Below are 23,809 nucleotides of genomic sequence, written 5' to 3' on the forward strand. Positions count from 1 at the left end.
CAAGGGATTCCTCTCCGCAGAGAATTCAGCCGGGTGCGGCCCGGCCGAGACGCCAGTAGCCGAAGAACGAGATGTCCCGTTTGGCGACTTCTCGGTCGTGGACCAGGTGTCGCCGTACCGTGGTGGCCAACCAGGACTCGCCCGCGACCCAGGTGTAGAAGCGGTCCGATGGCAGGGCCGCGTCGCGTAGCGCCGCCACCAGCAGAGCACCGGGTCGCAGATCCGCGCCGTCGCGGCTGAACCAGTGGACGCGTACGCCGGCGGGTGTCTCGACCGACCGGATGTCAGCCCCGGTCGGGACCTCCAGGTAGACCTCCGTGGCCACCGTCGGCGGCGTACCGTCGAGGATCGACAGTACGGCGGGCAGTGCGCTCTCGTCGCCGACCAGCAGTTGCCGGTGCACCTGCTCCGGAAGCCGGTACATGGTGCCGATGTCGAAGATCCCGGCGGGGGTGCCCGGCTCGGCGGTGCGTGCCCAGGAAGACATGGGTGAGTCGCCGTGCAGGGCGAACTCGATGTCGATCTCGTCGTCGGCGGGTCGGGCCCGCCGGATCGTCAGGTTGCGGACCCACGGCCGGGTCGACCTCGGCCACAGCAGCAGCTGGGCGATCCAGGCGTCGTTCGAGACGGTGGGCATCCGTAGTCCGGTCTGTCCCTGGCGGGGGAAGAACAGCCGGACTGCCTGGTCGTTGCCGGCGACGACGAGGTCCCTGATGGCGGGGCCACCCAGGGTGACGCTCGCGAAGCCCGGGGTGGGGAACTCGCGGCGGCGCACCTCCAGCGTGATCATCGTCCGTGACTCGGGCAGTTGGACCTTGGGTATCACGATCCACCACCGAGCTGACGGTCGCCCTTGTTTTCGCAGCTCACCACTATATTCTGAGTAATAGCTCAGATATTGGCTACTCGCTTTTCCTGCCGTCGAGGAGGACCCGGATGCCGTCGGGCGACGACCGTCTTGCGCCACGTCGCAGGCCACGCCAGGTGCGTGCGGAGCTGACCCGGGAGCGCATCCTCACCGCCGCTGCTCACGTTTTCACCGAGTACGGCTACGCCGCCGGGACCACCAACCGCATCGCCGAGCGGGCCCGCATCTCCATCGGCTCGCTGTACCAGTACTTCCCGAACAAGGACGCGATCCTCGCCGAGCTGCTGGTCCGCCACATCGATCGCGGTGCCTGGAAGCAGGCCGATCAGCTCGACATGTCCCCCGGCAGCCTGAAGGCGATGGTCCGGGCGATCGTCCGCGACGCGATCGACAACCACCGGGACGATCCGCAGCTGCTCCGCATCATGATCGAGGAGGCGCCGTTCTCGCAGGAACTGCTCGACACGGTCAACCGGCACGGCGAGATCCGGGCCGGTCAGCTGCGGGACCTGCTCACCCGGCATCCGGATGTCGACGTCCGCGACGTCGGCACCGCGGCCGAGCTGATCCTGTTCACCGTGGAGGTCAACACGCACAAACTGATGGCCGATCCACGGGGCATCCCGGTCGAGACGCTGGAGAACGAACTGGTCGACATGGTGACCCGGTATCTGCGCGGCGACAGCTAGCGGATGCCGTCCAGAGACGGGTGACCGGGTGGGTCGGGTACTTCTGCAGGCCCGGGTGGAGCCACGCTGAACAGGTCACCTGGCTGGCAGCGGAGCACGTCGCAGATGGCGGTGAGGGTGGAGAACCGGACGGCTCTGGCCCGGTCGTTCTTCAACACCGACAGGTTCACGACGGTGACCCCGGCCCGCTCGGCGAGTTCGGTGAGGGTCATCCGGCGCTCGGCGAGCAGCCGGTCGAGGTGGCAGACCACCCGGTGTCCGGCGGACTGTTCGTCGTCGGCGGCGGCCATCAGACCAGTCCGTCGAGGTCGGCGCGCATCGCCGCGCCCCGGCGCAGGAATTCGGCCGCCGCACCGAGGCCGAGGCCGAGCAGCAGGACGGCTGCCGGCGGGTCGATGACGGCCTGCAGGGCGAGTGTCTGGTCCGGCGGCCAGGCGCGCCGGGCGGCGTCGACGAGTGCGAGGTGGCCGGCGGCCTGCAGCGCGGCGGCCAGCGATCCGCCGACCAGGAGTACGGCGGCCGCCGCGCCGACCCGGCGGGCGTTGCGCGGATGGAACGGATCCGCTGTGCGCAGCGACCGCACCACCCGCCACAGCAGTCCGCCTGCTGTTGCGATGACGGCGGCGAGCAGCAACGCCGGCCCGAAGATCCAGAGTCGGTCGCCGGCGGTCGGGTCGGTCACGGTCAGGACGGCGCCGCCTTGGGGCGCGAGCGCGAAACGGCCTGCGGCGCCCTGCGGCCCGAGGTCCGTGGCCGGGTCCACCGTCACGGGTACGACCAGGTTGTCGGCGATCAGTACGCCGATCGCCGAGCCGACGGCCAGCAGGGTGCCGAGCGCCACGGCGCCCGCCGTGACCGCCTCGACGGCCCACTGACCAGCTGGACCGGTACGGGGACGGGCCCCCTGTTCGATGTCCTGCCGCACGCCGACCTCCCTATCGAAATTCGATATGCCCTTCGTCTAGTATATCGAAATTCGATATGCGACCCGGCGGGACACCCGCCACCTGGCATGTCGAACGACCCGAGCCGTAGACCGGAAGGCTGGACCAGCCCGTGACCATCCCCGTTTCCGTCCGTACCGCCGGGGTGTTTCTCGCCGGCGCGATCGTCTGCTTCGTCGGCCCGCCGCTGGCCATGGGCGTGTTCGCGGCCGACGGGGTACCGGCGGTGCTGGTCGCGGTCGCCGCCGCCGAACTGGTGTCGGCCGCCGCCCTCGTCGTCTGGTGGGTACGCCGCCACAGGCTGACCCGCCGCAGCCTCGGTGTGACGTCGCGGCACTGGCGGCGGGACACCCTGATCGCGGCGGCCACCGTTCCGCCGCGCCTGCTGCTGGAGTTCGGCGTACTGCTGCCGGCGGCCGGCGGCGAAGCCAACCCGGAGGTCCAGGAGATCCTGCGAATGTCCGCCGCCGGACCAGCCGCGTTGGCCGCCACCCTCTTCCTCGCCGTCGTCGGCGGCGGCATCGCCGAGGAACTGTACTTCCGTGGGTTCCTGCTCGGGGCGATCCCGCAACGGTCCGCCCGCCCCCGGCGGGCGCTGTGGGTGGCGGCGGTCGTCTCGGTGGTCCTGTTCGGCCTGCTGCACCTGCCGGCCAGCGCCCTGGACGCGCTGTCCATCGCCGTCGCCGGCCTGGTCTACACCGGGCTGTTCCTGGCCACCCGCCGGCTGACGGCGTCGATGGTGGCCCACGCGCTGTGGAACGCGACCGCGCTCGGCACGGTCCTCGTCAGCTACGGCTGATCGCACTCGTCAGCTACGGCTGATCACATCCGGGTGGCCGTCCGGACGAGGCCGGCGACGGCCCGGGATCGGTTGTCCGGCAGCCAGGCGAGCACGGTCGTCACGTACGGTGCGTCGGTCAGCGGCACGGCGGCGTGCGCACCCCACAGCCAGGACCGGGACGAGGCACACAGGACGGCCATGGTGTGCCCGAGGGCGATCAGCTGGGCCAGCTGCGACTGGTCGTGGATCTCCGGGCCCGGCCCGGGTTCGTACTTGCCGTCGGGGCGCGGCCAGCGGGCGAGCGGCAGACCCGGCACATCGGTGATGTCGGCCATGGTCAGTGACGTACGCATGGTGAGCGGATGCCCGGCCGGCAGGATCGCGATCTGCTGTTCGGTCAGCAGATCCTCGGCGTCGAGCCCGGCGAGCGAGTCGAACGGCCGCTGCATGAGCGCGGCGTCGGCACGGCCGTCGCGCAGCATCCGCGCCTGGTCGCCGATGCCGCACAGCACGACGTCGATCTCGGCGGCGTCCGGCTCGGCGGCGTGCGCGTCGAGCAGTTTCTGCAACAGTTCGTGCCCGGCGCCGGCCTTCGTGGCCAGGGTCAGCCGGTTCGCGCCGGCGGCGGCCCGGCGGGTACGCCGGGCCGCCGCCGCCGTGGCATCCAGGATGGCGCGGGCCTCGTCGAGCAGCACCTTACCGGCGTCGGTGAGGGCCACCCCTCGGCGGTCGCGGTCGAGCAGGGTGACGCCGAGCCGGCGTTCGAGCTGGGCGATCGCCCGGGACAGCGGTGGCTGGGCGATGCCGAGCCGTTCGGCCGCCCGGCTGAAGTGCAGCTCCTCGGCGACCGTGACGAAGTACCGCAGCTCACGGGTCTCCAACTGGTCCACGCCGACAACGATACGTCGGTGATACCCGCCGGGTATGACGTCCGCACTCAGATGGTGTAACGCCGGCACCCGCCGCCGCGCCACCATCGGCGTCATGACCGAGAAGAAGACCGCGCTGGTCACCGGCGCGAACAAGGGACTGGGCTACGAGATCGCCGCCGGGCTCGGCGCGAAGGGCTACCGGGTGGCGGTGGGGGCGCGCGACGCCGCCCGCGGTGAGGCGGCCGTCAAGACGCTGTCCGCCGCCGGAGTCGACGCGTTCGCCGTACCGCTCGACGTCACCGACGACCGCAGCGTCGCCGAGGCCGCCCAACTGATCGAGCGCCGGGTCGGCGGACTGGACGTCCTGGTCAACAACGCCGGCATCTCCGGCGAGACCGGGCCAGGGTGGGTGCAGGACCCGACCACCCTCGACATCGACGCCGTACGCGAGATCGTCGACACCAACGTGTTCGGGGTGATCCGGGTGACCAACGCGATGCTGCCGATGCTGCGCCGGTCGCCGTCGCCGCGCATCGTCAACATCTCCAGCAGCGTCGGGTCGCTGACCTGGCAGTCGGACCCGGAGATCAACGTCGGCCCGATCATGGCGGCCTACTCGCCGACGAAGACGTACCTCAACGCGATCACCGTGCACTACGTGCGCCAACTCGCCGACACCAACATCCTGATCAACACCGCCTGCCCGGGGCTGGTCGCCACCGACTTCACCGGCGGTGTCGGACGTCCGGTGCACGAGGCCGCCGCCACCCCGATCCGGCTGGCGACCCTGCCCGACGGCGGCCCGACCGGCACCTTCGTCAACGACGACGGCACCATTCCCTGGTGACGTGACGGCTGACGCCGGACACCGTGCCAAGATCGATGTGAGCGGGATCGTTGTCAAAGGAGCGACCTGGCAACGATGACGCTCACATCGATCTGATGGAGCCGCGCACGACGGCGCGCCGGTCGGGTCAGCCGGCCGGCCGTCCGAACCAGCGGGTCAGCCGGTCGTGCAGCTCCCGCTGACCGTCGCCGCCCCCGTCGCCCACCCATGCCACGTGCCCGTCTGGGCGCAGCAGCACCGCCGGCACGGCCAGCTCGTCGCCGACGTCGACGACATGGTCGACCCGGTCCGCCCAGCCGGTCACCGAGAACCCACCGGTCTGATCGAGCAGCAACCCACGCCCCCGATGCATCCGCCCGTACAGTCGGCCGCGCTGGAGCGCGACATCGCGCAACCGGCGGCCGAGCAGCTCGTGGCCCGGACCGAAGTCGTACCGGACCGAGACCGCGGTGATCTTCTCGACAAGGAACCGGTTGACCTCCTCGAAGTCCATCAGCTCCGCCAACAGCCGCCGTACCGCCTGCGGGCCCGGCTCCAGCGACATCAGCTCCGTCTGCGCGCGGGTGTTGTCCAGCACGTCCGCCGCGACCGGCCGCCGTTCCGCCTGGTACGTGTCGAGCAGATCCGCCGGCGCCCAGCCGACGACCTGCGCGGCCAGCTTCCAGCCCAGGTTGACCGCGTCCTGGATGCCGAGGTTGAGGCCCTGCCCGCCCAGCGGCGGGTGCACGTGCGCCGCGTCACCGGCCAGCAGCACCCGGCCGACCCGGTACCGCTCGGCGAGGCGGGTCGCGTCGCCGAAGCGGGACAGCCAGCGTGGCGAGTGCGCCCCGAAGTCGGTGCCGGCGGTCGCCCGCAGCTGCTGCCGGAACTCCTCGAGCGTCGGCGGGACGGCCCGGTCGTCGGACACCCCGGCCGCCGGTACGACGATGCGGTACAGCCCGTCGCCGACCGGCCCGGCCCCGAACCGCAGCTGGGTACGGCGTACCCGCGTCATCACGGCGCTCACCTCGTCGGGGGCGGCGGTCAGCTCCATCACGCCCAGCAGCGTCTCGACCCGGGCCGGCTCGCCGGGGAAGTCGACGCCGAGCAGTTTGCGTACCGTGCTGCGGCCGCCGTCGCAGCCCACCAGGTAGCGGGAGCGCAGCCGGGTGCCGTCGGCGAGTTCGGCGGTCACCCCGTCGTCGTCCTGGGTGAGCCCGACGAGTTGACACCCGCGCCTGATCTCGGCACCGGCCGCCGCGGCATGCTCGGCGAGCAGCCGGTCGGTGACGGGTTGCGGGATGCCGAGAATGTAGTCGTGTGCGGTGTCCATGGTGGTCGGCCAGGCTTTCGCGATGCCAGCGAAGTAGCCGCCGATCTGGAACCTCTGCCCGTGCGCGAGGAATCGGTCCAGCAGGCCGCGCTGGTCCAGCAACTCGATGCTGCGTACGTGCAGGCCGAGCGAGCGGACCACCTCGGTCGGTGCCGAGTCCCGCTCCACCACGACCACCCGTACGTCGTGCAGCCGCAGCTCAGCGGCGAGCATCAGGCCGGTCGGCCCACCACCCACGATGATCACGTCGATCATTGAATCCCCGTCCGATCGTTCGCGTTTTGCGCACCCGTCGACAACGAATGCGTGCTCGCGAAACCCTGATTCGCCAGGTGTTCTGGCTTCGGCTGGAGATTCTGCGGCAGACCCGGGGTCTTGTGGCAAGACCCCGGGTGCGCTATACGTTAAGAGTGGCAGGAAGCTGTCGGCTTCTGTCATTCTCCAAAATGCCACTCAGCCCGTTCGTCGAAGCGGGATCTCCGAACATTCAGTCGGCGACCACGGTGACGACCAGTGGGCCGTCGGGGATGGGGTTGCCCGCGTTGTTCGGGTAGCCCCACAGGCTGGTATTGCCGGCGCCGTCGGTCAGGGAGAAACCGATCGTGTACTGCCCCGGCTCCAGCCCACCGGTCGACACCGCCAGCCCGAAGACGCCGGTGCCGTCGTCATTCTCGCCGCCGTACATGCCGCCCCGCGACACGCCCGTGCTGTCGTAGATCGTCGCGCTGTAATTTGAGATCGGCGCGAACTCGTCGACCTCGATCGTGACGTCGAAGCCGATGCCCCATGCGTCGTCAACTTCCTGTTGGGTCCAGGTCGCCTTGGGCAACGTCGCCGAGAGCACGACCGGTGCCTGCTGATCCGGCACGCGCGTGACCGTGAGGCCGAGGTCGGGGGCACCGTACGTCGTGCCGTAGAGCGCGACGTTGCCTGCCCCGTCGGTCAGCTTGACGCCTTCGATCCGGCAGGAGTCGATCCAGCTCGAATGCACGACGATCTCCACCGAGAACGAGCCGTCATCGCCCGCTGTCGGCGTACGCGACGGCTGCGAGCACCAGGACACGTCGACCTCGACAGACGCCAGGCCGCCGACCGCGCCGTGCGGGGTGAAGGTGAGCGCGGTCGACGCCGGCTGGCGCCAGTTGTTCACCTGCGTCTCGGTGAGCGCGAAGCCGGACGCGGCGACCACGTCGTTGCGGCTCACCAGGACCGGAGCTGCCCCCTGCGGGGCGGTGTCGGTCCGGGTGTTACCCCAGATGTCGGTCAGATCGAGCCGGGCGACCCGCCAGGTGCCCGACGGCGTGCCGGCCGGTACGACGATCGAGATGGGACAGCTCAGCCAGGTCGGGTCATAGGTCGCCTCGCCGTTGCAGGACCACCCTGATCCGCTCCGGGCGAGCTGGAACGTTGCGGTGAGCCGTACGCCGGCCGGCCCGGCCAGCACAAGCTTGCCCTTCTTGAAGGCGGAGTCGTCCACGATCTGCACCCGGTAGCGCAACGTCACGCCCGAGCCGTCATCGTAGAACGCCGGCGGCTGGCCGAAGTCGAAGTAGAAATGGTCGGCGACCGGTCCTTCGGCGTCGACGAGCTGGGTCACTGCCAGCGCGGCCGGGCCAGGGTCGCGCACCGTACGGGCATGAGCGACGTCGTCGGCGATGGTCACCTTCGTCACCCGCCAGACCGTCTCGGCGGCCGACGCGTACCGCGGCACCAGGAACTCGTAGACGTAGGTGGACTCCTGCGCCGTTCCGGAGCCTCCGACCTGCGCCTGGCCCCAGTGCAGGTGGTAGCTGACCGTGTGCGGCTGACCGACCTGCTCGCTGCCAGCGAACTGGCGCAGCTCGACCGCGCCGTTGACCCACTGGGCCTTGGCGGACCGGTTGCTGATCGTCCACCTCAGGTTGACTGCGGCGTAGTCCTGCGTGACGTCGACCTGCGGATGGTCGAAGGCGATCGACGCGACGTCCAGCACCGGGCCAGCGGCTGGTGCCGCCATGGCGGCAGGTGCGATCGACAGGGCAACCGCGACGCCTGCCACGGTTGAGACAAGCGCGCGGAGGCGCCAAGGCTTCATCTACTCTCCCCGTGCATCAAACTCCTCGATGGATACCTCGGCTCAGATTAACGTTGCTGCACAAGGGGTTTCGGCGGCCGTACCGTGCCTGACGGGTCTTGGTCCTGATCGAGTCGCGCCGCATCCGACGAGCTGCGGTAACCCTGGCGGCGGAGGCGGAAACAGACCGGGCATGGACGACGACCGGAGACGATTCGCGGAGCTGTTCCGGCGGCACTACGGCCAGGTCATGCGGTACGCGGCCCGCCGGGTCGGCCGGGACCGCGCTCCCGACATCGTCAGCGAGGCGTTCCTGGTGGCCTGGCGACGCCTGCCGGACGTGCCGGCCACCGACCCGCTGCCCTGGCTGTACGCCACCACCCGGCACCTGATCGGCAACGAGATCCGGGGCCGGGACCGGCAGGCGAGGCTGACGTCCCGGCTGGGCGCGGCCGTCGAGACGGTCACGGCCGACCACGCCGATGTCGTGATCGACCAGGTACGGGTCCGCCACGCGCTGGCCCAACTGTCCGAAGCGGACCAGGAGGCGCTGCGGCTGGCCGCCTGGGAAGGGCTGGACGCCACTGCCGCCGCCACCGTCATGGGGTGCAGTCGTACCGCGTACAAGGTGCGGTTGTTCCGGGCCCGGCGGCGGCTGGCGGCCGCGTTGGCGCCGACCCCGACCAGGAGGCCGGCGGACGCCGCGCTCTCCCCGCTGGCGAACGAAGGAGGACGATGATGGAGACCGACCGACTGATACGCGAGGCGGATCCGGTCGCCGACTGGCGGGTGGACGCCGAATCGTCCCAGGCCACGGCGATGCTGGCCGGCATCCTCGCGCAGCCCCGGTCCGACACCGCGCAACCTTCCGGCACGACAGGGGTACGCCGTCCGCGTGCCGCCGTTCGTCGGGTGCGGCACCGGCGGCTCATGCTCGGCGGGGTCGCCGCCGCAGCGGTGGCGGTGGCCCTCGCGGCGTCGACGATCTGGCTCGACGGCCCCGGCGGGGCCACCCCCGCGTACGCGGTGACCGCCAACCCGGACGGCTCGGTGGAGCTGATCGTGGAGTGGGACCGGCTCGACGATCCAGGTGGTATTGCCGCCGACCTGCGCCAAGCCGGCGTACCGACGGAGGTGCACTACGACATGCCAGCTCGGCCCGTACCCTTCTGTGATCCATCGGAGACGGACAAGACAGGCGAAGGCTTGAACAACATGAGTCCCAGCGGGGAGCCGATCTCCACTGACGGATACGTCATGCGGCCGGCGCTGTTCCCTGAAAACAGCGTTCTGACCATCTCGCACTACTCCGACCCGGCGACTCAGACGACGTACACGATGTTCTATCTCGCGCCGACCGGCGGCACATACTGTGCCCTGTCAGGCGTGCTTGGCTCAGCCCGCTACACCGGGCCCGGCCCGCACCCGACGAGGATCGTGTGGCCGCAGCCAGGAGAGTGAGCATGGTTGCGTGAACGCCCCGGTTGTTGGTCGCCTCGCTACATCGGCTCAGCCGATGACGCGAGGGAACCCACATGGTTGTCTCAGGGTCGATTTGACGACAATGAAGGTTCCCTCGACAGTTGCCGGCAACAGTGCGGCGAGCTCGTAGGTCAGGCTGGGGTGAGGAGGCAGAATTCGTTGCCTTCCGGGTCGGTGAAGACCTTCCACGGGATGTCGCTTCGGCCGAGGTCGACGGGGGTGGCGCCGAGCGCCCGCAGCCTGGCCGCTTCGGCGTCCAGGTCGTCATCCGGGTACGGGCGGACGTCGAGGTGGACGCGGTTCCACCCGACCTTCGCGTCGGGCGTGCGGACGAACTCCAGGTACGGGCCGACGCCGGCGGCGGAGCGCAGCCTCGCAGTCGCGTCGGTCACCTCGTACAAGGTCCAGTCCGTGGCCGCGCTCCAGAAGCGGGCCATGGCTCGCGGGTCCGCGCAGTCGACCACGACCGTGGCGATCGGCCCGGTGTCCAGGTAGACCGGCCGGGGCTCCAGCACGCAGAACTCGTTGCCTTCCGGGTCGGCCAGGACGGTCCACGGCGCGTCGCCTTGGCCGATGTCGATGGGGGTCGCGCCGAGTTCCGTCAGTCGTGCGACCAGCTCCGCCTGATGGGCCGCCGAGGTGGTGGCGAGGTCGAGGTGTACGCGGTTCTTCACCGTTTTGGGTTCGGCAGACATGACGAGGTCGATGCAGACGGCGACCGGGTCGGGGTAGACGAAGCCTGCGGGTTCGAGGTTGGTCACGCCCGGTCCCTCGCTGGAGACTTCCCAGCCGAGGACCGCCGCCCAGAAACCGCCCAACGCGGAGTCGTTGCGGGCCTTCATGTTGATCTGCACCAGCCGCGTCGCCACCCCGACGATGCTAGACGGCGTTGACGCAGGACAGATAGCTGTCGCTGGACGGCGGTACGGTGACGCAATGCGGGCTGTCCGGATTGGGCTACCCATCGCCGTGCTGTTCGTGGTCGCCAGCGCCACGGCGGTCGCCGTGCCGCTGATACAGGCCAGCGTGTCAGCGAATGAGCCGGACGGTCGGCCGGCGGCAACGGTGGAGCAGTTAATGTGTGCCCAGGTGGTGTCCAGCGTGGATGACTACTGCGAGCGCATCGCGGAGGATCTCGGCCGGCGTGCGCCGCTGACCGACGACGAGCGGGTAGCGGCGCAGCCGCGCCGGCAGGCGCTACTGGACGGCTTCGTCCGCCAGCTCGGCGCAGACTGTGGCGGGCCGTTGGAACATTGTCGGCTCCCGGTCACGACACCGGAGGCGGTCCGGCAGGCGCTGATCGCCGCCGGCTTCAACGAACCGGTGGTACGGCCGGCCCGGTTCACCGATCCGGCTCCGGCGGGGGCGATCCTGTACGCCGTACGGGCCGGGCGTGCCTGCCTGCTCGGGCACGTTCGGTCGGAGACCGCCGCGCCGCCCCTGATCGTCGGTCGCCTGCCCGACGACGCCTGCCTGCCGCTGTAGCAGGCAGCATCTGCCCGTGCTCCTGCACGGGTAACGGTGAATGGACGCTGTCGCCATGATCACTTGACTCGTCCCAGCCTTGCGATGTCGGAGTTCTGACCGACTTCCGGCTCGATCAGTGACCGATCAGGATGAAGAATGGTGACATCGACGCGGGACAAATCATGGTGGGGCAGCATAGTGGATGAACCAGACCCAAACACTCGCGTACAGGTCGTGGAGTTGCGCAGTGGTCGAGAGATCAGCTGGAGCGACGGGCTGACGGAGCGGCTGGGTGAGCGCGTCGACGATGTGCGTACGGCCGTTGTCGACGGAGTTCGGGCCGTAGCGGAGAGCCTGCCGGACATGGCTTCGGTCGACGGCTGGAAGCTGGCCGAGGTTTCCGCCACCTTTGGTGTCGCACTCGTCGCCGAGGCGGGCGTCGTGCTGAGCAAGGCGTCGGCCGAGGCGACGTTCGAGGTGACCGTCACTTTCCAGCGCGCCTGACGGCCGCGTACTCGATAGCCGCGCCCCTGATGACAGACGCAACCATCCTGCTGGAGCCGGGGGGACGTACGCTTGGCAGCGCATTCTTGTGCCTGCCGGGAGTCGTGGTCACTGCGGCCCACGTGCTGGGCAGCAGGCCGGCCGGCCAGATCCGGGTACGGCTTGGAAGCGATTCGGTGGCGGTGCCGGTCGAACGCCTCGAGTGTGCAGAAGAGCTTGATGTCGCCGCCCTGTGGCTGGCGGCCCCGGAGGTCCGAGCTCTGCGGGCCGGCGCAGCCGGCGTCGACACCAGGTGGATCGTGACCAGTCGGCCGGCCGACAACGACCCGCAGTTGACCGGCCGGGTTGTGGCGACGAACCGTGACATCGTCAACGGTGGCGGCGCTGTGGTGTCGATGCTGCAACTGGACGTGGATCAGGCACTCGGCGACTACGGCGGATACTCGGGCAGCGCTGTTCGGCTGCGGGAGCGCCCCGACGTCGTGATCGGCGTGCTCTGCGAGCAGGTCCGTGCTCGACAGCGGCGTCCGGAGGGGCGGTCGGCGACCACAGTGCTCTACGCCGTCCCGATCGACGCAGCGCTTCGGCGCCTCGGCCTGCAGCTAGCACGGGACGTGCCCCACCGGTTCGCCGGGGTGCGGGAAAGGCTCGGCGAGCGCGACATGGACGGTGCCGATCGGGCGTTGGCCCGGGTGCCGGCCGATGCCCGGGACGCCGAGTACTGGTTCTGGCGTGCCCAGACCGCACGGGCTCGCGGCAACTGGCATGTCGCGGCCGCGTACCTGGATGAGGCGCTGAAGCGCGACGCGCGGCATGCGCCGAGTATCAGTGTCAAGATCTGCCAACTTCTACTGACGAACGATCCGACCGACCGGACCGCCGCAGCACGGCTGGTCGAGAAATCCCGAGGGTGGGATCCCGATCTGGACGCTTGGACAGGTTGTGTCGAGCAGTGCGGGCTCCTGACGCCAGGGATTCGCTCAGAGACGGAACTGATCCGTCTCTGCCCCCTACCCGAGTTCGACTTGCACTGAGGAGATTCCGATGTCCAGTACCGGCGAACATGGCCAACCCAAGGTTGTCATCGCCGTCTGGCCGTGCGACCGCCTGGATGACGAGGCCGAGCGCTCCGCTGGGCACGAATCGCATCTAGAGTTGGCCGTTGAGTACGGGTGGCACATTCTCGACGAGATCACGATCCCGCTGTGTCCACTGTCTGTCCCGCATGACGGGCACCGCGCCTTGGTCGAGGCGGCGCTCAGCAGGGTTGAGGAAGTCCTGCAAGCGGGTGGTGGCCGGAGGTTGTTGCTGTTCGGACCTCCGGAGCCGTCGAGGTTTCCCGATGGATGGCAGAATTTCCTGACGGATATATTGCTGAACTTGAATCTCGACAGAAGTCATTCCTTGATCAGGGTTCTGGAACTACTTCTGTCGCCTGATCCCAGAAGAGCCACAGGAAGCGAGGTGGATTTCCTTGTTGAGGAATTCGATGCCGAGGAGGTTGAATATGGTGGACGGCTACAGCATGACTCGGTTGGAGTGCACACTTACAGACTCGTAGAATCATTTGATGGATGGGTAGCCGAGGCGGTTTCGGCGGGAGCGTCTGCCGTGCCCGCCGGGCACGCTTGGGGGCTGGATGACGTACCGCCACCGCTGGTGCCGGCCCGGACCGGCCCGTTGCCGCACGATGGCTTGTTCGTGCGGCGCAACAACGCCTTCGGCACGCGGCCGACGCTGGGTATCGCGGATCTGATCGACCAGGGCGTGCTGATCGACCAGACCCGGATCCGGTTCGACGACTTCGTCGCGTCCAACACGGATGGCATCCCGTTGCCAGGTCCGGGCAGCGCTGTCGCTGTGAGCCACGGTTCGACCGCCGTGTCCGGCCCGTTCAGGACCCACGATGACACCACCCATCTGGTCGAGATCGCGTTGCGGGCCGGTTCGCAGGCGCCAGCGGACCAACTGGCCGGTGAGTCGACCGGCGAGCCGCTGTCCGTGAACTTCGTGTTCGCCGTCGACGTCAGTTGGTCGATGTCGGGCGAGAAGTTGGGCGACGCCATTATTGCCATCCGTGAGCTGTACGCACAGCTGCGCGACACCGACGTCCTTGGCATCATCGTCTTCAACGATCAGGCCCGTACGCTGCTGCGGGCAACTCGTAAGGATGAGCTGTCCGATGATCAACTGGGGCAGATCCTTGCTGGCATGCACGCCGATGGCGGCACCGATCTCAACCTCGGGCTGTCGTTCGCGTTCGATGAGATCCAGCGCCACAGTGCGCTGGGTACCGTGAACTGCGTCTACCTGTTCTCTGACGGTGACCCGACCTCAGGCGAGACGAACTGGGTCACCATTCGCGCCAACGTCGCCGCCCGGGTCCGAGGCGATGTCACTCTTTCCTGCTTCGGCTTCGGCTCGGACGCGCGGGTGGCCGAGCTGCGTGCCCTCGCCGGGGTCAGCGGCGGACACTGGACCTTCGTCACGGAGGCGACCGACGTCACCTCCGTACTGTCGGAGGATCTGGCCCGGCGGGACAGCCTCGCCGCGATCAACATTCAGCTGCGGATCGACATCCCTCCGCAGACCACCGTCTGGCACATCTACGGCCATGACCTGATCACCGATCCGGCGGGCCGGGCGGCGGTGCTGACTGAGGCTGAGTCGGCGCGGCAGCGGTCCCGTGACGAGTATCAGGTGGAGAACCTGCCCGACCTGATCCGCGACGAGCGGGGCATCCGCATCTTTGCCCCTGACCTCGCCTACGGCGAAACGTACTGGGTTGTCGTGGAGCTGCAAGTCCCTGCCGACGCCGCCGCCGATGGCGCGTTCGGCAGGGCGACCGTTCAGTACCTCGACACCCTCGCCCGCGACAATCGCCGCGTCGAAATCGAGTTGTCGGCCGCCGGCGGGATCCCCACAGAGACCGTCCTCACTCACGGCCTCGGGCTGCGGACCAGTGAGGTCACCTTCCTCGCTCTGGACGACCTTTACGACGACGACAAGGAGGCCGCGACGCGGCGACTCCATCAGCACGCACAGACGCTCAAGGTCGCCTTCGCCACGGTTCCGTCGCCGCAGTTTCGTGACGACGAGATCACTCTGGCCAAGCTGACGTCGCTCGCCATGAACCTGGGCACCCAGCGGACGTCATTCGAGGGGGCAGCGGTCCGGGGTGGTGCCTTCGGATACGCCGTCTACCAGATGAACCAGTTCGGCCGGGTCCGCGGCGGCTACCTCTCCCACCGCGGGGCCGCTACCCGCTGACCGAGGTGGCCGGTAGGTCTGGCCGATCGCGTTCCTCCAGCAGCATCCAGGCCGCTCAGCTGTCGGTCTGCTGGTCGATCGCAGCCTCGTAGAAGGCGTCCGCGAGGGCCATGACGACGGCGCTGATGCCGGGGCCGTCGCTGAAGAAGTAGTCGGCCATGGTGTTGTGGGCTTCCTGGTTGTCGACAACCGCCTCGATGACCGCCGACTGGAAGTCCTGCGACTCCATGAACTGCTTCTTCGAGTTCACCAACGTCTGGTTGATCAGGTCTGGGCGGGTGAGCAGCCACGTCGAAGCCAACCGCTACACAGGATGAAAATGGCCAAAGGATGCCGTCGAGACGTCGCAGGATTGTGAGCGGAAGGATGACGTTCCCGTACTGGTTGGGGCGGTAGGGGCCTCGTAGCTGGTCGGCGATAGACCAGATGAAACTACCAAGGGTGCTCACAAGGCTCCATGCGCGGATCACTCGACGACAGATGCAGGACGCCCAGCGCAGGTCCGTGCGTGCCGTGGAGCGGGCGGCGCACAGCCTGCAGCAGCCGATGCGTCAGCAAGCATGATCGCGCACCACGACACCCGCCGGCCATCGTGGCCCGCGTGTCGTTGCTCATCTGGTATGTCGATCCGCGTCTGCCTGGCTACTCCCTGCTTGTCGTGGCGTCTTTGCGCCGCTGGCCGCCGTGGTGCTGTAGCCAGTTGGTCAGCAGTTCGGGCTGGTGCAGTTTGACGTCGCCGTAGGGCTCCCAACGCAGCCAGCCGGGTATCACGCCGAGCGTGATCAGCTCGGAGCCGTCGCTGTCGATGATCTTGAGCCAGCAATCGGGCCAGGGCATCCAGTCCATGAGCCCAGACTCGGGCTGGAGGCGAAGCGCGGCTGCGAGCGCTACCAGGGCGTCAGCATCTACGACATCGGCGAGTAGCCACGGGCGACCATGAGTACGCCGTTTGCGAGCTGGGCGATCGCCGCCTTGGCGATCGAGGATCTGGACCCGGTGCGCGCGGAGCAGCCTGGCGGGTAGTGCCTCGGCAAGCTGCTCGGCGGTGACGCTAGGGTCCACGTGCAGGTCGGTCAGTGGGTGTCGGTGAGGGTGGAGAGGAAGGACGTCCAGTCGGCGGGGGAGAAGGTGAGTGCCGGGCCGGCGGGGTCTTTGCTGTCGCGTACGAGGACTGTGGCGGGGACGTTGGTGGCCACCTCGACGCACATGCCCTGCCCGTTGCTGCGGGTGCTCTTGCGCCAGATCGCCTGATCCAGGCCACGAGGGGTGGTCATTCGGGGCTCTCCCTTGCTCCCTGCGCCAGCATCGCCTCCGCCCTCATCCGCAGGAAGGCCAGCGTGTCGGCGGGTGAGAGCGCGGTCGCACGGAGGTGGTCGAACGCCAGCCCGTGCGTCTCCACATGGTAGTCCTTGTCCAGGTACAGAGCGCCACTCAGATTTTCCTGGTAGACGACCGTCGGGTGGTTGCTGAAGTCGAGCATGGTGAAGGACACGCCCATGCCCATGTGGGCGCCTTGGCGGAACGGCAGGACTTGGACGGTGATGGCTGGCCGCTGCCCGATGGCGATCAGGTGTTCCAGTTGCTCTGCCATCACGTGCGGGCCGCCGACCGGCCGGTGCAGTACTGCCTCGTCCAGGACGAACCACATCCGGGGCGGGTTCGGCCGGTCCAGGATCTTCTGGCGGACGAGACGTACTTCGATCCGCTCCTCGACCTTCGCTGCTGGGCCGTCCGGGAACTCGGCGCTGATGATGGCGCGGGCGTAGTCGGTGGTCTGGAGTAGACCGTTGACGAGCTGGACGTTGTAGGCGCGAAGCTGGGTCGCCTCGTCCTCGAACGCGACGTACTCGGCGAGTTCGTGTGGCATGGCGTTGGAGTAGTCGTGCCACCAGTTGTACTGCTGGGCCTCGCGGGCGAGCTGGACCAGCGCTTCGACGTCCTCGTCTGAGACGCCGTAGAGCCGGAGTAGGTGCGTGACGGTTCTCGGCGTGACCGAGACCTGGGCATTCTCGACGCGCGACAGCGTCGACTTGCCGACCTTCACCTTCTGAATGACCTGGTCGATGGTCAGATCGGCGGCTTCGCGACGTGCGCGGAGCTCTGCTGCGAGTCGACGGCGTTGAACGCTCGGGATTCCTGCCATAGAGGACAGTGTGCAGCATGATTCAGACTTTGGCGAGTCCCGCGCAAAGGAATCTATGCGCCTATGGGAGTTGCAAGATCACATTTTTGGTGCCAACGTAGGCGGTGCATCGAAGGTGGACGGTTGATCAACTGGCCGGCTGCTGGGTAGCGGGGAGCGGCGAGTTCATGATCGTTTCCCGTTGCGTTTCGCTGTATTCCCAGGTGGTCGGGCGGGTCGCGGCAACGGCCCGCCCGGCTGCCTCCCCAGCCCAATCGGAAGGGTTGATCATGATCGTGTTCAGTGCCCTGGCTTCCGGAGTCCTGCTCGGGTTCTTCGTCGGGCTGTTCTGCTTCAAGGTCAAATCCCGGTGGTGCCCGGTCTGCGGTCGATGGACCGTGCCGGCGGCCCATAGGTAGCGGGTCGGCTGGCCGTTCACCTGCCGATCCCCGGCCCGGCGACGAGTTGATCATCGACGGTCGGGCGAGTGTGCAGTTCGCGGCCGGCCGAGGTTTCCGGTTCCGGGTGACGGCAGTGGACAAGGGCTGGACGTACGACGGTTGGGTCTGGCTCGCCGGCTACGTGCTCGGACCCGACGGCGGAGCCCGCGAACGCCGCGACATCTTCGTCCAACGCGCCGGCCTGCGCTTCGCACCCCGCCGGCACCGCTGACCAGGGCGGCGACACCACGACATGCACCGCGCCTCCTTCACCCGTACCCCCTGATTGAAAGGTGGTCCTGCCGTGCGCAGACTCCTCGACCTGTTCCGCCGGCCGCCGCTGCCCCGCAGCCGCCGGCACCGGCGGCTCCTCGCCGAAATCGCCGAACACGCCCGCCGCACCACGACGCACGCCGCCGACCGGCGTCCGCCGGTACGGCCCGTCCCGAACACCGCCGGCCACTACTACGGGCGGCCGGTGCGTCCGTCGATCAGCCCCGGCATGGTCCGCGACCGTGCGTTCGGCGACCGCGTCCGGCGCGGCTGCGACCCCACCGAGGTACGCACCTTCCTGCACCTGGTCGCCGACGAGCTGACCGCCCTGCGTGCCGAACTGCGCTCCACCCAGGACGAGAACACCCGGATCAAGCAGGCCCTGCGGGACTGGCAGTCGGAGCAGTTCCGCCAGTCCCACCGGTTCGGGGCGGGGGTGGCGGCGTGAACGGCGTCGACGCGGTACCGCCCAGCTCACTGCACATCGTCGGAGTCGGCGCGGACCGACGGCGGGCGCAACGCGTCTTCACCGTCGCCAACCTCGACACCGGGGCGGTCGCCTCCACCAGCCTGATCCCCGGCTCGTTCACCCCGATCCCGACCCCGGGCGGCACCTGGTGGCTGCCGTACGCCCCGATCGTCACCGACCTCGCCACCCGCGCGGGCATCGCCCCCGCGACGCTGCGCGACCCGGACTTCCCCGACGAACCCGGCCGGCTCCCGTCGTCCGGGCTGATGCTGCCGATCCAGTGGCAGCCCGGCATCCCGCAGCGCGACCGGCTGCGCTGGGAAGCCGTCGCGCTCACCAACCGGCAGGTCACGCCGTGGCTGGTCCTGATCGGCCGCAGCACCGAACCGCCGCCACCGGGCGACCCGGCCCGGCTGCTCGGCCGGCTCTGCGCCCTCGCCGACCAGCTGCACGTCGACCTGGTCCTCGAAGTGCGGCCCAGCTCCAGCCGGGGCGGGCTCAGCTGGGACGTCCGGTTCGAACACCCCGGCGGTACGGTCCCCGACTACCAGCACCGCTGGATCGCCGACCTGCCGACCGCGCTCGCCACCATCCCCGCCGAACGCGCCGTCACCGGCCTGACCGTCGCCAACCCGCACCTACCCGCCCACTACCTCACCGAGGATGCGCTGACCGCCCGCCCGGTGCCGGTCGGACTCGCCGGCCACCCCGGCGGCCACGACCTCGACCAGCTCGAACGCCGCATGGTTGCCGACGCCGAACAGCACGGCGGCGCACAGGCCATCTGGCGCAACCGGCACTGGTGGCACACCAGCCTGCGACCCGCCGACACCGCCGGGAAGTACGTGCGTGGCTGGGAGCCGCCGACCCCGAAACACTGGGGCGAGGCGATCCCCACCCACCCGTGTGGACGCTGCGCCGACCGGGTCGACCCGCCGTTCTGCCTCGACTGCTACGGCACCCGGCAGGTCCGGCGCGGCGCGGTGCTGACCGTCACCGACCTGCGCGGCCGGACCGTGCACCGCAACTGGCGACCCGACAGCGCCCCCGAGCCGGCGACTCGCACGCTCACCGACCGGCCGTCCGGCACCACCGTGTGGCAGCTGCCCGAGCACTACCAGATCGGCGCGCTCGCCGCACAGTTCGGCGTCGAGCCGACCGACCTGACCGACATCGACGGCGAACACGTCATCGACCAGCACCTGCGCAACGGCGTCAGCCAGGTCGCCCACACCGGCGGCGACCCGCTCGACGCGTACCTCGGTGAAGTCGGCGCCACCCACGACGGCGCCCGCGTCATGGTCCTGGCCACCGACTGGCCCGGCCCCACCCTCGACGCACTTGCCGCCGTCGTGCGCGGTCTCGGTCTCGCCCTGGACGTCACCGTCGTCGACCACCGCAACACCGTCGGCCGCCCCGAACTGTCGCAGGGCCACAGCTGGTCCGTCCGGGTCGTCGACCCCGCCACCCCGCTCGCCGTCGACCCCGTCCCCACCAGCGCGAGCCTGCCCGAAGCCGTAGCGCTCTGCTACCGCTACCTGCACGGGGCACTGCGCGCCACCATCCCCGCCGACCAGGAGAAGCCGATGCCCGTCCCACAACAGGCCGCGGCGGCCGGCACCGTCGCCGACACTGGGGCCTGGATCACCCAGGTACGCCGCCTTGCCGCCAACCGGCCCGGCCAGCCCGCCACTGTCCGGCTCCACCCCGACGGCACCCACACCACCACCACGGCCCAGCCTCGCGCCTGAAGGGCTGCAGGATGTATTCGTGCTCAGCGATATTCCTGTGAGGAATAATCATGGATCTTGTGTTGTGTCTGTGGGTGGTTCGGCGCGGCGTTGGTGGCGCACGCCGTTGCCCTGCCTAGGTTCTGGCTTGTCGAAGGTCAGAACTGGGAAAGGCGGGGAACGGCGTGCGTTCTGTCAGCGTATGGGCTGCTCTGCTCGGCGTCGAGCGGGCGGTGGTGGAGGACGTCGAGTTCGACGACGAAGACGCGTTGTTGGTGGTCCATGTACGGGTGCGTAGAGGGGCGCGGCGGCGGTGTCCGTACTGCGGCCGGCGGTGTCCGGGTTTCGACGCCGGTCACGGGCGGCGGCGGTGGCGGGCTCTGGATCTGGGCACGGTCAGGGCGGTCGTCGAGGCCGACGCGCCACGGGTGTCCTGCGCCGAGCACGGCGTGGTGGTCGCGGCGGTGCCGTGGGCGCGTCACAACGCCGGACACACCCGGGCGTTCGACGCCACCGTGGCGTGGCTGGCGGTGCGCACCGCGAAATCGACGGTGTGTCAGCTGATGCGCGTCGGTTGGCGCACCGTCGGGGCGATCGTGGCCAGGGTATGGGCCGACACCGGCGAGGTCACCGACCGGTTCGCCGGGCTGCGTCGGATCGGCATCGACGAGATCGCCTACAAGAAGGGTCACCGGTACCTGACCGTCGTGGTCGACCACGACACCGGCCGACTGGTGTGGGCCGCGCCGGGCAAGGACGCCGCGACGTTGCACGCCTTCTTCGACCAGCTCGGTGAGCAGCGCGCCGCGGCCATCACCCACGTGTCCGCCGACGGCGCCGACACGATCGCGAAGGTCGTCACCCGCCGCTGCCCGCAGGCGGTGCGGTGCGCCGACCCGTTCCACGTCGTGGCCTGGGCCACCGAAGCGCTGGACCTGGTACGCCGACAGGCGTGGAACCAGGCCGCCGGACGCGGCACCGGCCGACGCAACACCGCCCGGGGCGACGCCCGCACACTCAAGAACGCACGGTGGGCCCTGTGGAAGAACCCGGACAACCTCACCGAGGCACAGAAGGCAAAACTCGACTGGATCGCCAGGACCCAGCCCCAGCTGTACCGGGCCTGGGCCCTCAAGGAAGGCCTCCGCGCCGTGTTCGCCATGGCCAAGGACAGCCCGGCAGCGGCACTCGAAGCCCTCGACAGGTGGATCGAGTGGGCCCGCCGCAGCCGTATCGACGCCTTCGTCGAACTCCAACGCCGGATCACACGCCACCGCGACACGATCCGCGCCGCGATCGAACACCAACTGTCCAACGGACTCATCGAGTCAGTCAACGCCAAGATCCGGCTGATCACCCGGATCGCGTTCGGCTTCCACTCACCCCACGCACTGATCGCCCTCGCCATGCTCAGCCTCGGCGGCCACCGACCACAACTACCCAGATGACGATCCAGAACCGACCCACACAAACAACACAAGACCCATAATCATTCCTCACAGGAATACCGTTGGATCGATCACCATGGGCCCGGGGCCCGTACCCGCCGCAACCGCGCGGAGGGCGGTCAGACAGCCGTACGCGACCACTGCTGGTTGGTGCCGGAGTGGCACGACCACTGCGTCAGGACCACGCCGTCGGCGGTCGCGGCGGCCGGCACGTCCACGCACTTGCCGCTGTGCCGGGCCCGGAGCTGGAAGTAGGAGCCGTTGGCGACCATCTGGAACTGCTGGTTGGTGCCGCCGCCACAGGTGTACTGGATCAGCTCGGCACCGTCGGCGGTCGACGCGCTCACCACGTCCAGGCACTTACCGCTGTGCCGGCTGACGATCCGCCAGTAGCCGCCGCCCGCGTCCTGGAACTGCCACTGCTGCCACGCGCTGCCGTTGTAGGTGTACTGGCCGACCCGCGCACCGTTGTCGGTGTTCGGCTGCTGCACGTCCATGGCCTTGCCGCTGTGCCGCGCGGTGACCCGGTAGAACGTCCCCGTCGGCGGCGTCGAGGGGTCGTCGCCGACGGCGTCGCCCCAGCCGTAGCGGATCCGGTCGGCACCGGAGGAGTTGCGGACCGTCAGGTCCAGGCTGGTGCCGCTGCCGCTGAGCGCGAACATCGAGTACCAGTCGTACCCGATGTTGCCGGTCTTGCCGCCAATGGCCGGCCAGTAGGTGCCACCCATCTGGTTGTCGCGCATCACCTGGGCCATGGCGCGGATGTGGCGGACGAAGTTGTCGGTGCTGTTCGGGTCGGCGTAGTTGCGGCCGTCGTTCATGGGCGCACCGAACTCCGTGGCGACCGCGCGGGAGGCGCAGTTGCCGAGGCGGGTCTGGATGTGGCTGCGGAACGCGTCGTAGGACATCTCGCCGTAGAAGAAGGCGTAGTGGTGGAAGGAGAACAGCGTCGCGTTGAAGCGGCTGTCGTTGCAGACGTCCCGCAGGTCCTGGCTGAGGCCGGTGCCGCCGATCAGCACCCGGCTGGGCACCGCCGAGTAGTGGTAGCTGAGCCAGTTGGCCGCGACGTTGCGCCACTCCGCCGAGCTGTAGCCGTGCGGTTCGTTCATCGGCTCGAAGTAGACGTTGGGGTTCGAGCCGTAGGTGTTGGTGACCGTGGACCACATGGCGTTCCACGCCGCGAGGTTCGTGACCCGGCCGCCGGAGGCCGCGCCGTCCTCCCAGTACGCCAGGATGACCTTGAAGCCGCGGGCGGTCGCGGCGTCGATCGCACCCCGGTACGCCTCCCACCAGGCCGTACCGACCGTGTGGGTGTTGATCGGCAGCCGTACGGTGTTGACCCCCATGGTGGCGGCCATGTCGTCGTAGATGGCGTTGGCCTTGGCCCGTACCGTCGCGTTGCTGTCGGACATGCTCAGGCCGTGCACGACGAGCGGACCGGTGCTGAAGTTGTCACCCAGCACGGCCCAGTTCATGCCGCGGAAGTGACTGGTGGCGGCAGCCGCAGGGGAGGACGTGACGACGACGCCGCCGACCGTCGCTGTCATCGCGATCACCGGCACGACCAGCAACCGACGCAACCAGCGGTGACCCATGGTGCCTCCTGGGCGAGCCTCGATGTGAGCGTTAACAACACTGTTGTTACGTGCGTGTTGCCGACAAGTGTCAGTGATCGCATACAGGGCTGTCAATGCGCCGAGGGTCGCCGTACGGGGCGGTCGTCGCCCGGTCAGCGCCCCGGTCAGCGGCGGAGTGCCGCCGGCGGTTGACGGCCCGGATCGGCTCGGGGTTAGCTGACCGGCGTGCAGCGACCTCAGGTAGGGGTGGCGGTCGTCGTGCTCCGCGACGGTCGCTTCCTGATGGGCTTCCGCAAAGGTGCCCACGGGGCCGGCACCTGGTCACTGCCCGGCGGCCACCTCGAACACGGGGAGAGCTTCGAGCAGACCGCGCGGCGGGAGGTCGCCGAGGAGACCGGCGTCGAGATCACCAACGTACGCTTCGGCGCGGTCACCAACGACGTCTTCGACGCCGCCCGGCACTACGTGACGATCTGGATGATCAGTGACCACCTGCGGGGAAGTCCTCAGGTCCGCGAGCCGGACAAGTTCGTCGACCTGCGCTGGATCGCCCCGCCCACGATGCCTGATCCACTCTTCCTCCCCATGCGCAACCTGCTCCACCACCACGACCTGGACCAGCTGCTGGGGCTGCCACCCGCACCTGTGCGGTAGCGGATTT

Annotated in this window: 27 protein-coding genes and 1 pseudogene; 14 read left to right on the top strand and 14 right to left on the bottom strand. The window is 69.0% G+C overall.

Translation table 11 applies throughout. The features are described from left to right. Window positions 1-25: 25 nt before the first annotated feature. Window positions 26-826 carry a siderophore-interacting protein gene (locus O7623_RS23745; protein WP_282225208.1) on the bottom strand — a complete coding sequence of 267 codons (801 nt, stop codon included), beginning with the start codon at window positions 824-826 and terminating at the stop codon, window positions 26-28. Window positions 827-984: 158 nt separating this feature from the next. Here O7623_RS23745 and O7623_RS23750 point away from each other — a divergent pair, with 158 nt between their 5' ends. Next, window positions 985-1,557 carry a TetR/AcrR family transcriptional regulator gene (locus O7623_RS23750; RefSeq protein ID WP_282225209.1) on the top strand — a complete coding sequence of 191 codons (573 nt, stop codon included), beginning with the start codon at window positions 985-987 and terminating at the stop codon, window positions 1,555-1,557. On the opposite strand, the gene O7623_RS23755 is transcribed toward O7623_RS23750, so the two are convergent. Together O7623_RS23755 and O7623_RS23760 are read right to left on the bottom strand one after the other, a co-directional pair. Continuing rightward, window positions 1,554-1,847, bottom strand: coding sequence for a helix-turn-helix transcriptional regulator (locus O7623_RS23755; RefSeq protein WP_282225210.1), 294 nt, complete (start codon window positions 1,845-1,847; stop codon window positions 1,554-1,556). The genes O7623_RS23750 and O7623_RS23755 overlap by 4 nt on opposite strands. Continuing rightward, on the bottom strand, window positions 1,847-2,482 hold the full coding sequence (locus O7623_RS23760; RefSeq protein WP_282225211.1) for a DUF2975 domain-containing protein: 636 nt from the start codon (window positions 2,480-2,482) through the stop codon (window positions 1,847-1,849). Before O7623_RS23760 ends, O7623_RS23755 begins: the two co-directional genes overlap by 1 nt. Before the next feature lie 131 nt (window positions 2,483-2,613). Between O7623_RS23760 and O7623_RS23765 the strand changes: the two genes are divergently transcribed. Next, entirely contained in the window at window positions 2,614-3,300 is a 687-nt protein-coding gene (locus tag O7623_RS23765) for a CPBP family intramembrane glutamic endopeptidase (protein WP_282225212.1), read from the top strand. A 23-nt stretch (window positions 3,301-3,323) separates the two neighbouring features. Here O7623_RS23765 and O7623_RS23770 read toward each other — a convergent pair whose 3' ends face one another. Further along, on the bottom strand, window positions 3,324-4,163 hold the full coding sequence (locus O7623_RS23770; RefSeq protein WP_282229528.1) for a LysR family transcriptional regulator: 840 nt from the start codon (window positions 4,161-4,163) through the stop codon (window positions 3,324-3,326). A gap of 103 nt (window positions 4,164-4,266) precedes the next feature. Here O7623_RS23770 and O7623_RS23775 point away from each other — a divergent pair, with 103 nt between their 5' ends. Continuing rightward, a complete protein-coding gene (locus O7623_RS23775; RefSeq protein WP_282225213.1) occupies window positions 4,267-5,001 on the top strand; it encodes an SDR family oxidoreductase in 735 nt (244 codons plus the stop codon). A gap of 127 nt (window positions 5,002-5,128) precedes the next feature. On the opposite strand, the gene rox is transcribed toward O7623_RS23775, so the two are convergent. Beyond that, complete coding sequence (gene rox, locus O7623_RS23780) at window positions 5,129-6,568, bottom strand: rifampin monooxygenase (RefSeq protein ID WP_282225214.1); 1,440 nt, start codon at window positions 6,566-6,568, stop codon at window positions 5,129-5,131. Window positions 6,569-6,800: 232 nt separating this feature from the next. Next, entirely contained in the window at window positions 6,801-8,309 is a 1,509-nt protein-coding gene (locus O7623_RS23785; protein ID WP_282225215.1) for a hypothetical protein, read from the bottom strand. A 250-nt stretch (window positions 8,310-8,559) separates the two neighbouring features. Between O7623_RS23785 and O7623_RS23790 the strand changes: the two genes are divergently transcribed. Continuing rightward, on the top strand, window positions 8,560-9,105 hold the full coding sequence (locus O7623_RS23790) for a sigma-70 family RNA polymerase sigma factor (protein WP_282225216.1): 546 nt from the start codon (window positions 8,560-8,562) through the stop codon (window positions 9,103-9,105). Continuing rightward, window positions 9,105-9,827 carry a hypothetical protein gene (locus O7623_RS23795; RefSeq protein WP_282225217.1) on the top strand — a complete coding sequence of 241 codons (723 nt, stop codon included), beginning with the start codon at window positions 9,105-9,107 and terminating at the stop codon, window positions 9,825-9,827. Before O7623_RS23790 ends, O7623_RS23795 begins: the two co-directional genes overlap by 1 nt. A gap of 152 nt (window positions 9,828-9,979) precedes the next feature. Here O7623_RS23795 and O7623_RS23800 read toward each other — a convergent pair whose 3' ends face one another. Then, entirely contained in the window at window positions 9,980-10,717 is a 738-nt protein-coding gene (locus O7623_RS23800; protein WP_282225218.1) for a VOC family protein, read from the bottom strand. Between the two features lie 67 nt (window positions 10,718-10,784). Here O7623_RS23800 and O7623_RS23805 point away from each other — a divergent pair, with 67 nt between their 5' ends. The 4 genes from O7623_RS23805 to O7623_RS23820 all read left to right on the top strand — a co-directional run bounded on the left by O7623_RS23805 (window position 10,785) and on the right by O7623_RS23820 (window position 15,089). Next, window positions 10,785-11,333, top strand: a complete 549-nt coding sequence (locus O7623_RS23805; RefSeq protein WP_282225219.1) for a hypothetical protein — start codon at window positions 10,785-10,787, stop codon at window positions 11,331-11,333. A gap of 180 nt (window positions 11,334-11,513) precedes the next feature. Beyond that, window positions 11,514-11,819: a CU044_2847 family protein gene (locus tag O7623_RS23810; RefSeq protein WP_282225220.1), complete on the top strand. Its 306-nt coding sequence runs from the start codon at window positions 11,514-11,516 to the stop codon at window positions 11,817-11,819. 29 nt (window positions 11,820-11,848) lie between these two features. Continuing rightward, complete coding sequence (locus tag O7623_RS23815) at window positions 11,849-12,853, top strand: hypothetical protein (RefSeq protein ID WP_282225221.1); 1,005 nt, start codon at window positions 11,849-11,851, stop codon at window positions 12,851-12,853. A 10-nt stretch (window positions 12,854-12,863) separates the two neighbouring features. Next, window positions 12,864-15,089, top strand: coding sequence for a VWA domain-containing protein (locus O7623_RS23820; protein ID WP_282225222.1), 2,226 nt, complete (start codon window positions 12,864-12,866; stop codon window positions 15,087-15,089). Window positions 15,090-15,144: 55 nt separating this feature from the next. On the opposite strand, the gene O7623_RS23825 is transcribed toward O7623_RS23820, so the two are convergent. The 6 genes and pseudogenes from O7623_RS23825 to O7623_RS23850 all read right to left on the bottom strand — a co-directional run bounded on the left by O7623_RS23825 (window position 15,145) and on the right by O7623_RS23850 (window position 17,650). Then, complete coding sequence (locus O7623_RS23825; RefSeq protein WP_282229702.1) at window positions 15,145-15,390, bottom strand: hypothetical protein; 246 nt, start codon at window positions 15,388-15,390, stop codon at window positions 15,145-15,147. 37 nt (window positions 15,391-15,427) lie between these two features. After that, window positions 15,428-15,559 (bottom strand): annotated as a pseudogene (locus O7623_RS23830) (type I restriction-modification system subunit M N-terminal domain-containing protein); the annotation flags it as partial. A 172-nt stretch (window positions 15,560-15,731) separates the two neighbouring features. Further along, window positions 15,732-15,935 carry a hypothetical protein gene (locus tag O7623_RS23835; protein ID WP_282225223.1) on the bottom strand — a complete coding sequence of 68 codons (204 nt, stop codon included), beginning with the start codon at window positions 15,933-15,935 and terminating at the stop codon, window positions 15,732-15,734. Window positions 15,936-16,162: 227 nt separating this feature from the next. Next, window positions 16,163-16,363: a DUF397 domain-containing protein gene (locus tag O7623_RS23840; RefSeq protein ID WP_282225224.1), complete on the bottom strand. Its 201-nt coding sequence runs from the start codon at window positions 16,361-16,363 to the stop codon at window positions 16,163-16,165. Next, entirely contained in the window at window positions 16,360-17,232 is an 873-nt protein-coding gene (locus O7623_RS23845; RefSeq protein ID WP_282225225.1) for a helix-turn-helix transcriptional regulator, read from the bottom strand. Before O7623_RS23845 ends, O7623_RS23840 begins: the two co-directional genes overlap by 4 nt. A 127-nt stretch (window positions 17,233-17,359) precedes the next feature. Next, window positions 17,360-17,650 (bottom strand): hypothetical protein, encoded by a 291-nt coding sequence (locus O7623_RS23850; protein WP_282225226.1) that lies wholly within the window; start codon window positions 17,648-17,650, stop codon window positions 17,360-17,362. 26 nt (window positions 17,651-17,676) lie between these two features. Here O7623_RS23850 and O7623_RS23855 point away from each other — a divergent pair, with 26 nt between their 5' ends. The 4 genes from O7623_RS23855 to O7623_RS23870 all read left to right on the top strand — a co-directional run bounded on the left by O7623_RS23855 (window position 17,677) and on the right by O7623_RS23870 (window position 21,571). After that, window positions 17,677-17,883, top strand: coding sequence for a hypothetical protein (locus tag O7623_RS23855; protein ID WP_282225227.1), 207 nt, complete (start codon window positions 17,677-17,679; stop codon window positions 17,881-17,883). A gap of 72 nt (window positions 17,884-17,955) precedes the next feature. Further along, a complete protein-coding gene (locus O7623_RS23860) occupies window positions 17,956-18,372 on the top strand; it encodes a DivIVA domain-containing protein (RefSeq protein WP_282225228.1) in 417 nt (138 codons plus the stop codon). Further along, entirely contained in the window at window positions 18,369-20,144 is a 1,776-nt protein-coding gene (locus O7623_RS23865) for a hypothetical protein (RefSeq protein ID WP_282225229.1), read from the top strand. Before O7623_RS23860 ends, O7623_RS23865 begins: the two co-directional genes overlap by 4 nt. A gap of 164 nt (window positions 20,145-20,308) precedes the next feature. Continuing rightward, entirely contained in the window at window positions 20,309-21,571 is a 1,263-nt protein-coding gene (locus O7623_RS23870) for an ISL3 family transposase (RefSeq protein ID WP_282223817.1), read from the top strand. Window positions 21,572-21,690: 119 nt separating this feature from the next. On the opposite strand, the gene O7623_RS23875 is transcribed toward O7623_RS23870, so the two are convergent. Continuing rightward, the gene (locus O7623_RS23875) at window positions 21,691-23,166 is read right to left on the bottom strand and encodes an RICIN domain-containing protein (protein WP_282225230.1); all 1,476 of its coding nucleotides are present in this window, start codon (window positions 23,164-23,166) and stop codon (window positions 21,691-21,693) included. A gap of 207 nt (window positions 23,167-23,373) precedes the next feature. Between O7623_RS23875 and O7623_RS23880 the strand changes: the two genes are divergently transcribed. After that, window positions 23,374-23,802: an NUDIX domain-containing protein gene (locus O7623_RS23880; RefSeq protein ID WP_282225231.1), complete on the top strand. Its 429-nt coding sequence runs from the start codon at window positions 23,374-23,376 to the stop codon at window positions 23,800-23,802. Window positions 23,803-23,809: the final 7 nt, after the last annotated feature.

Origin of the sequence: Solwaraspora sp. WMMD791, from assembly GCF_029581195.1 — a bacterium.
GTDB lineage: Bacteria > Actinomycetota > Actinomycetes > Mycobacteriales > Micromonosporaceae > Micromonospora_E.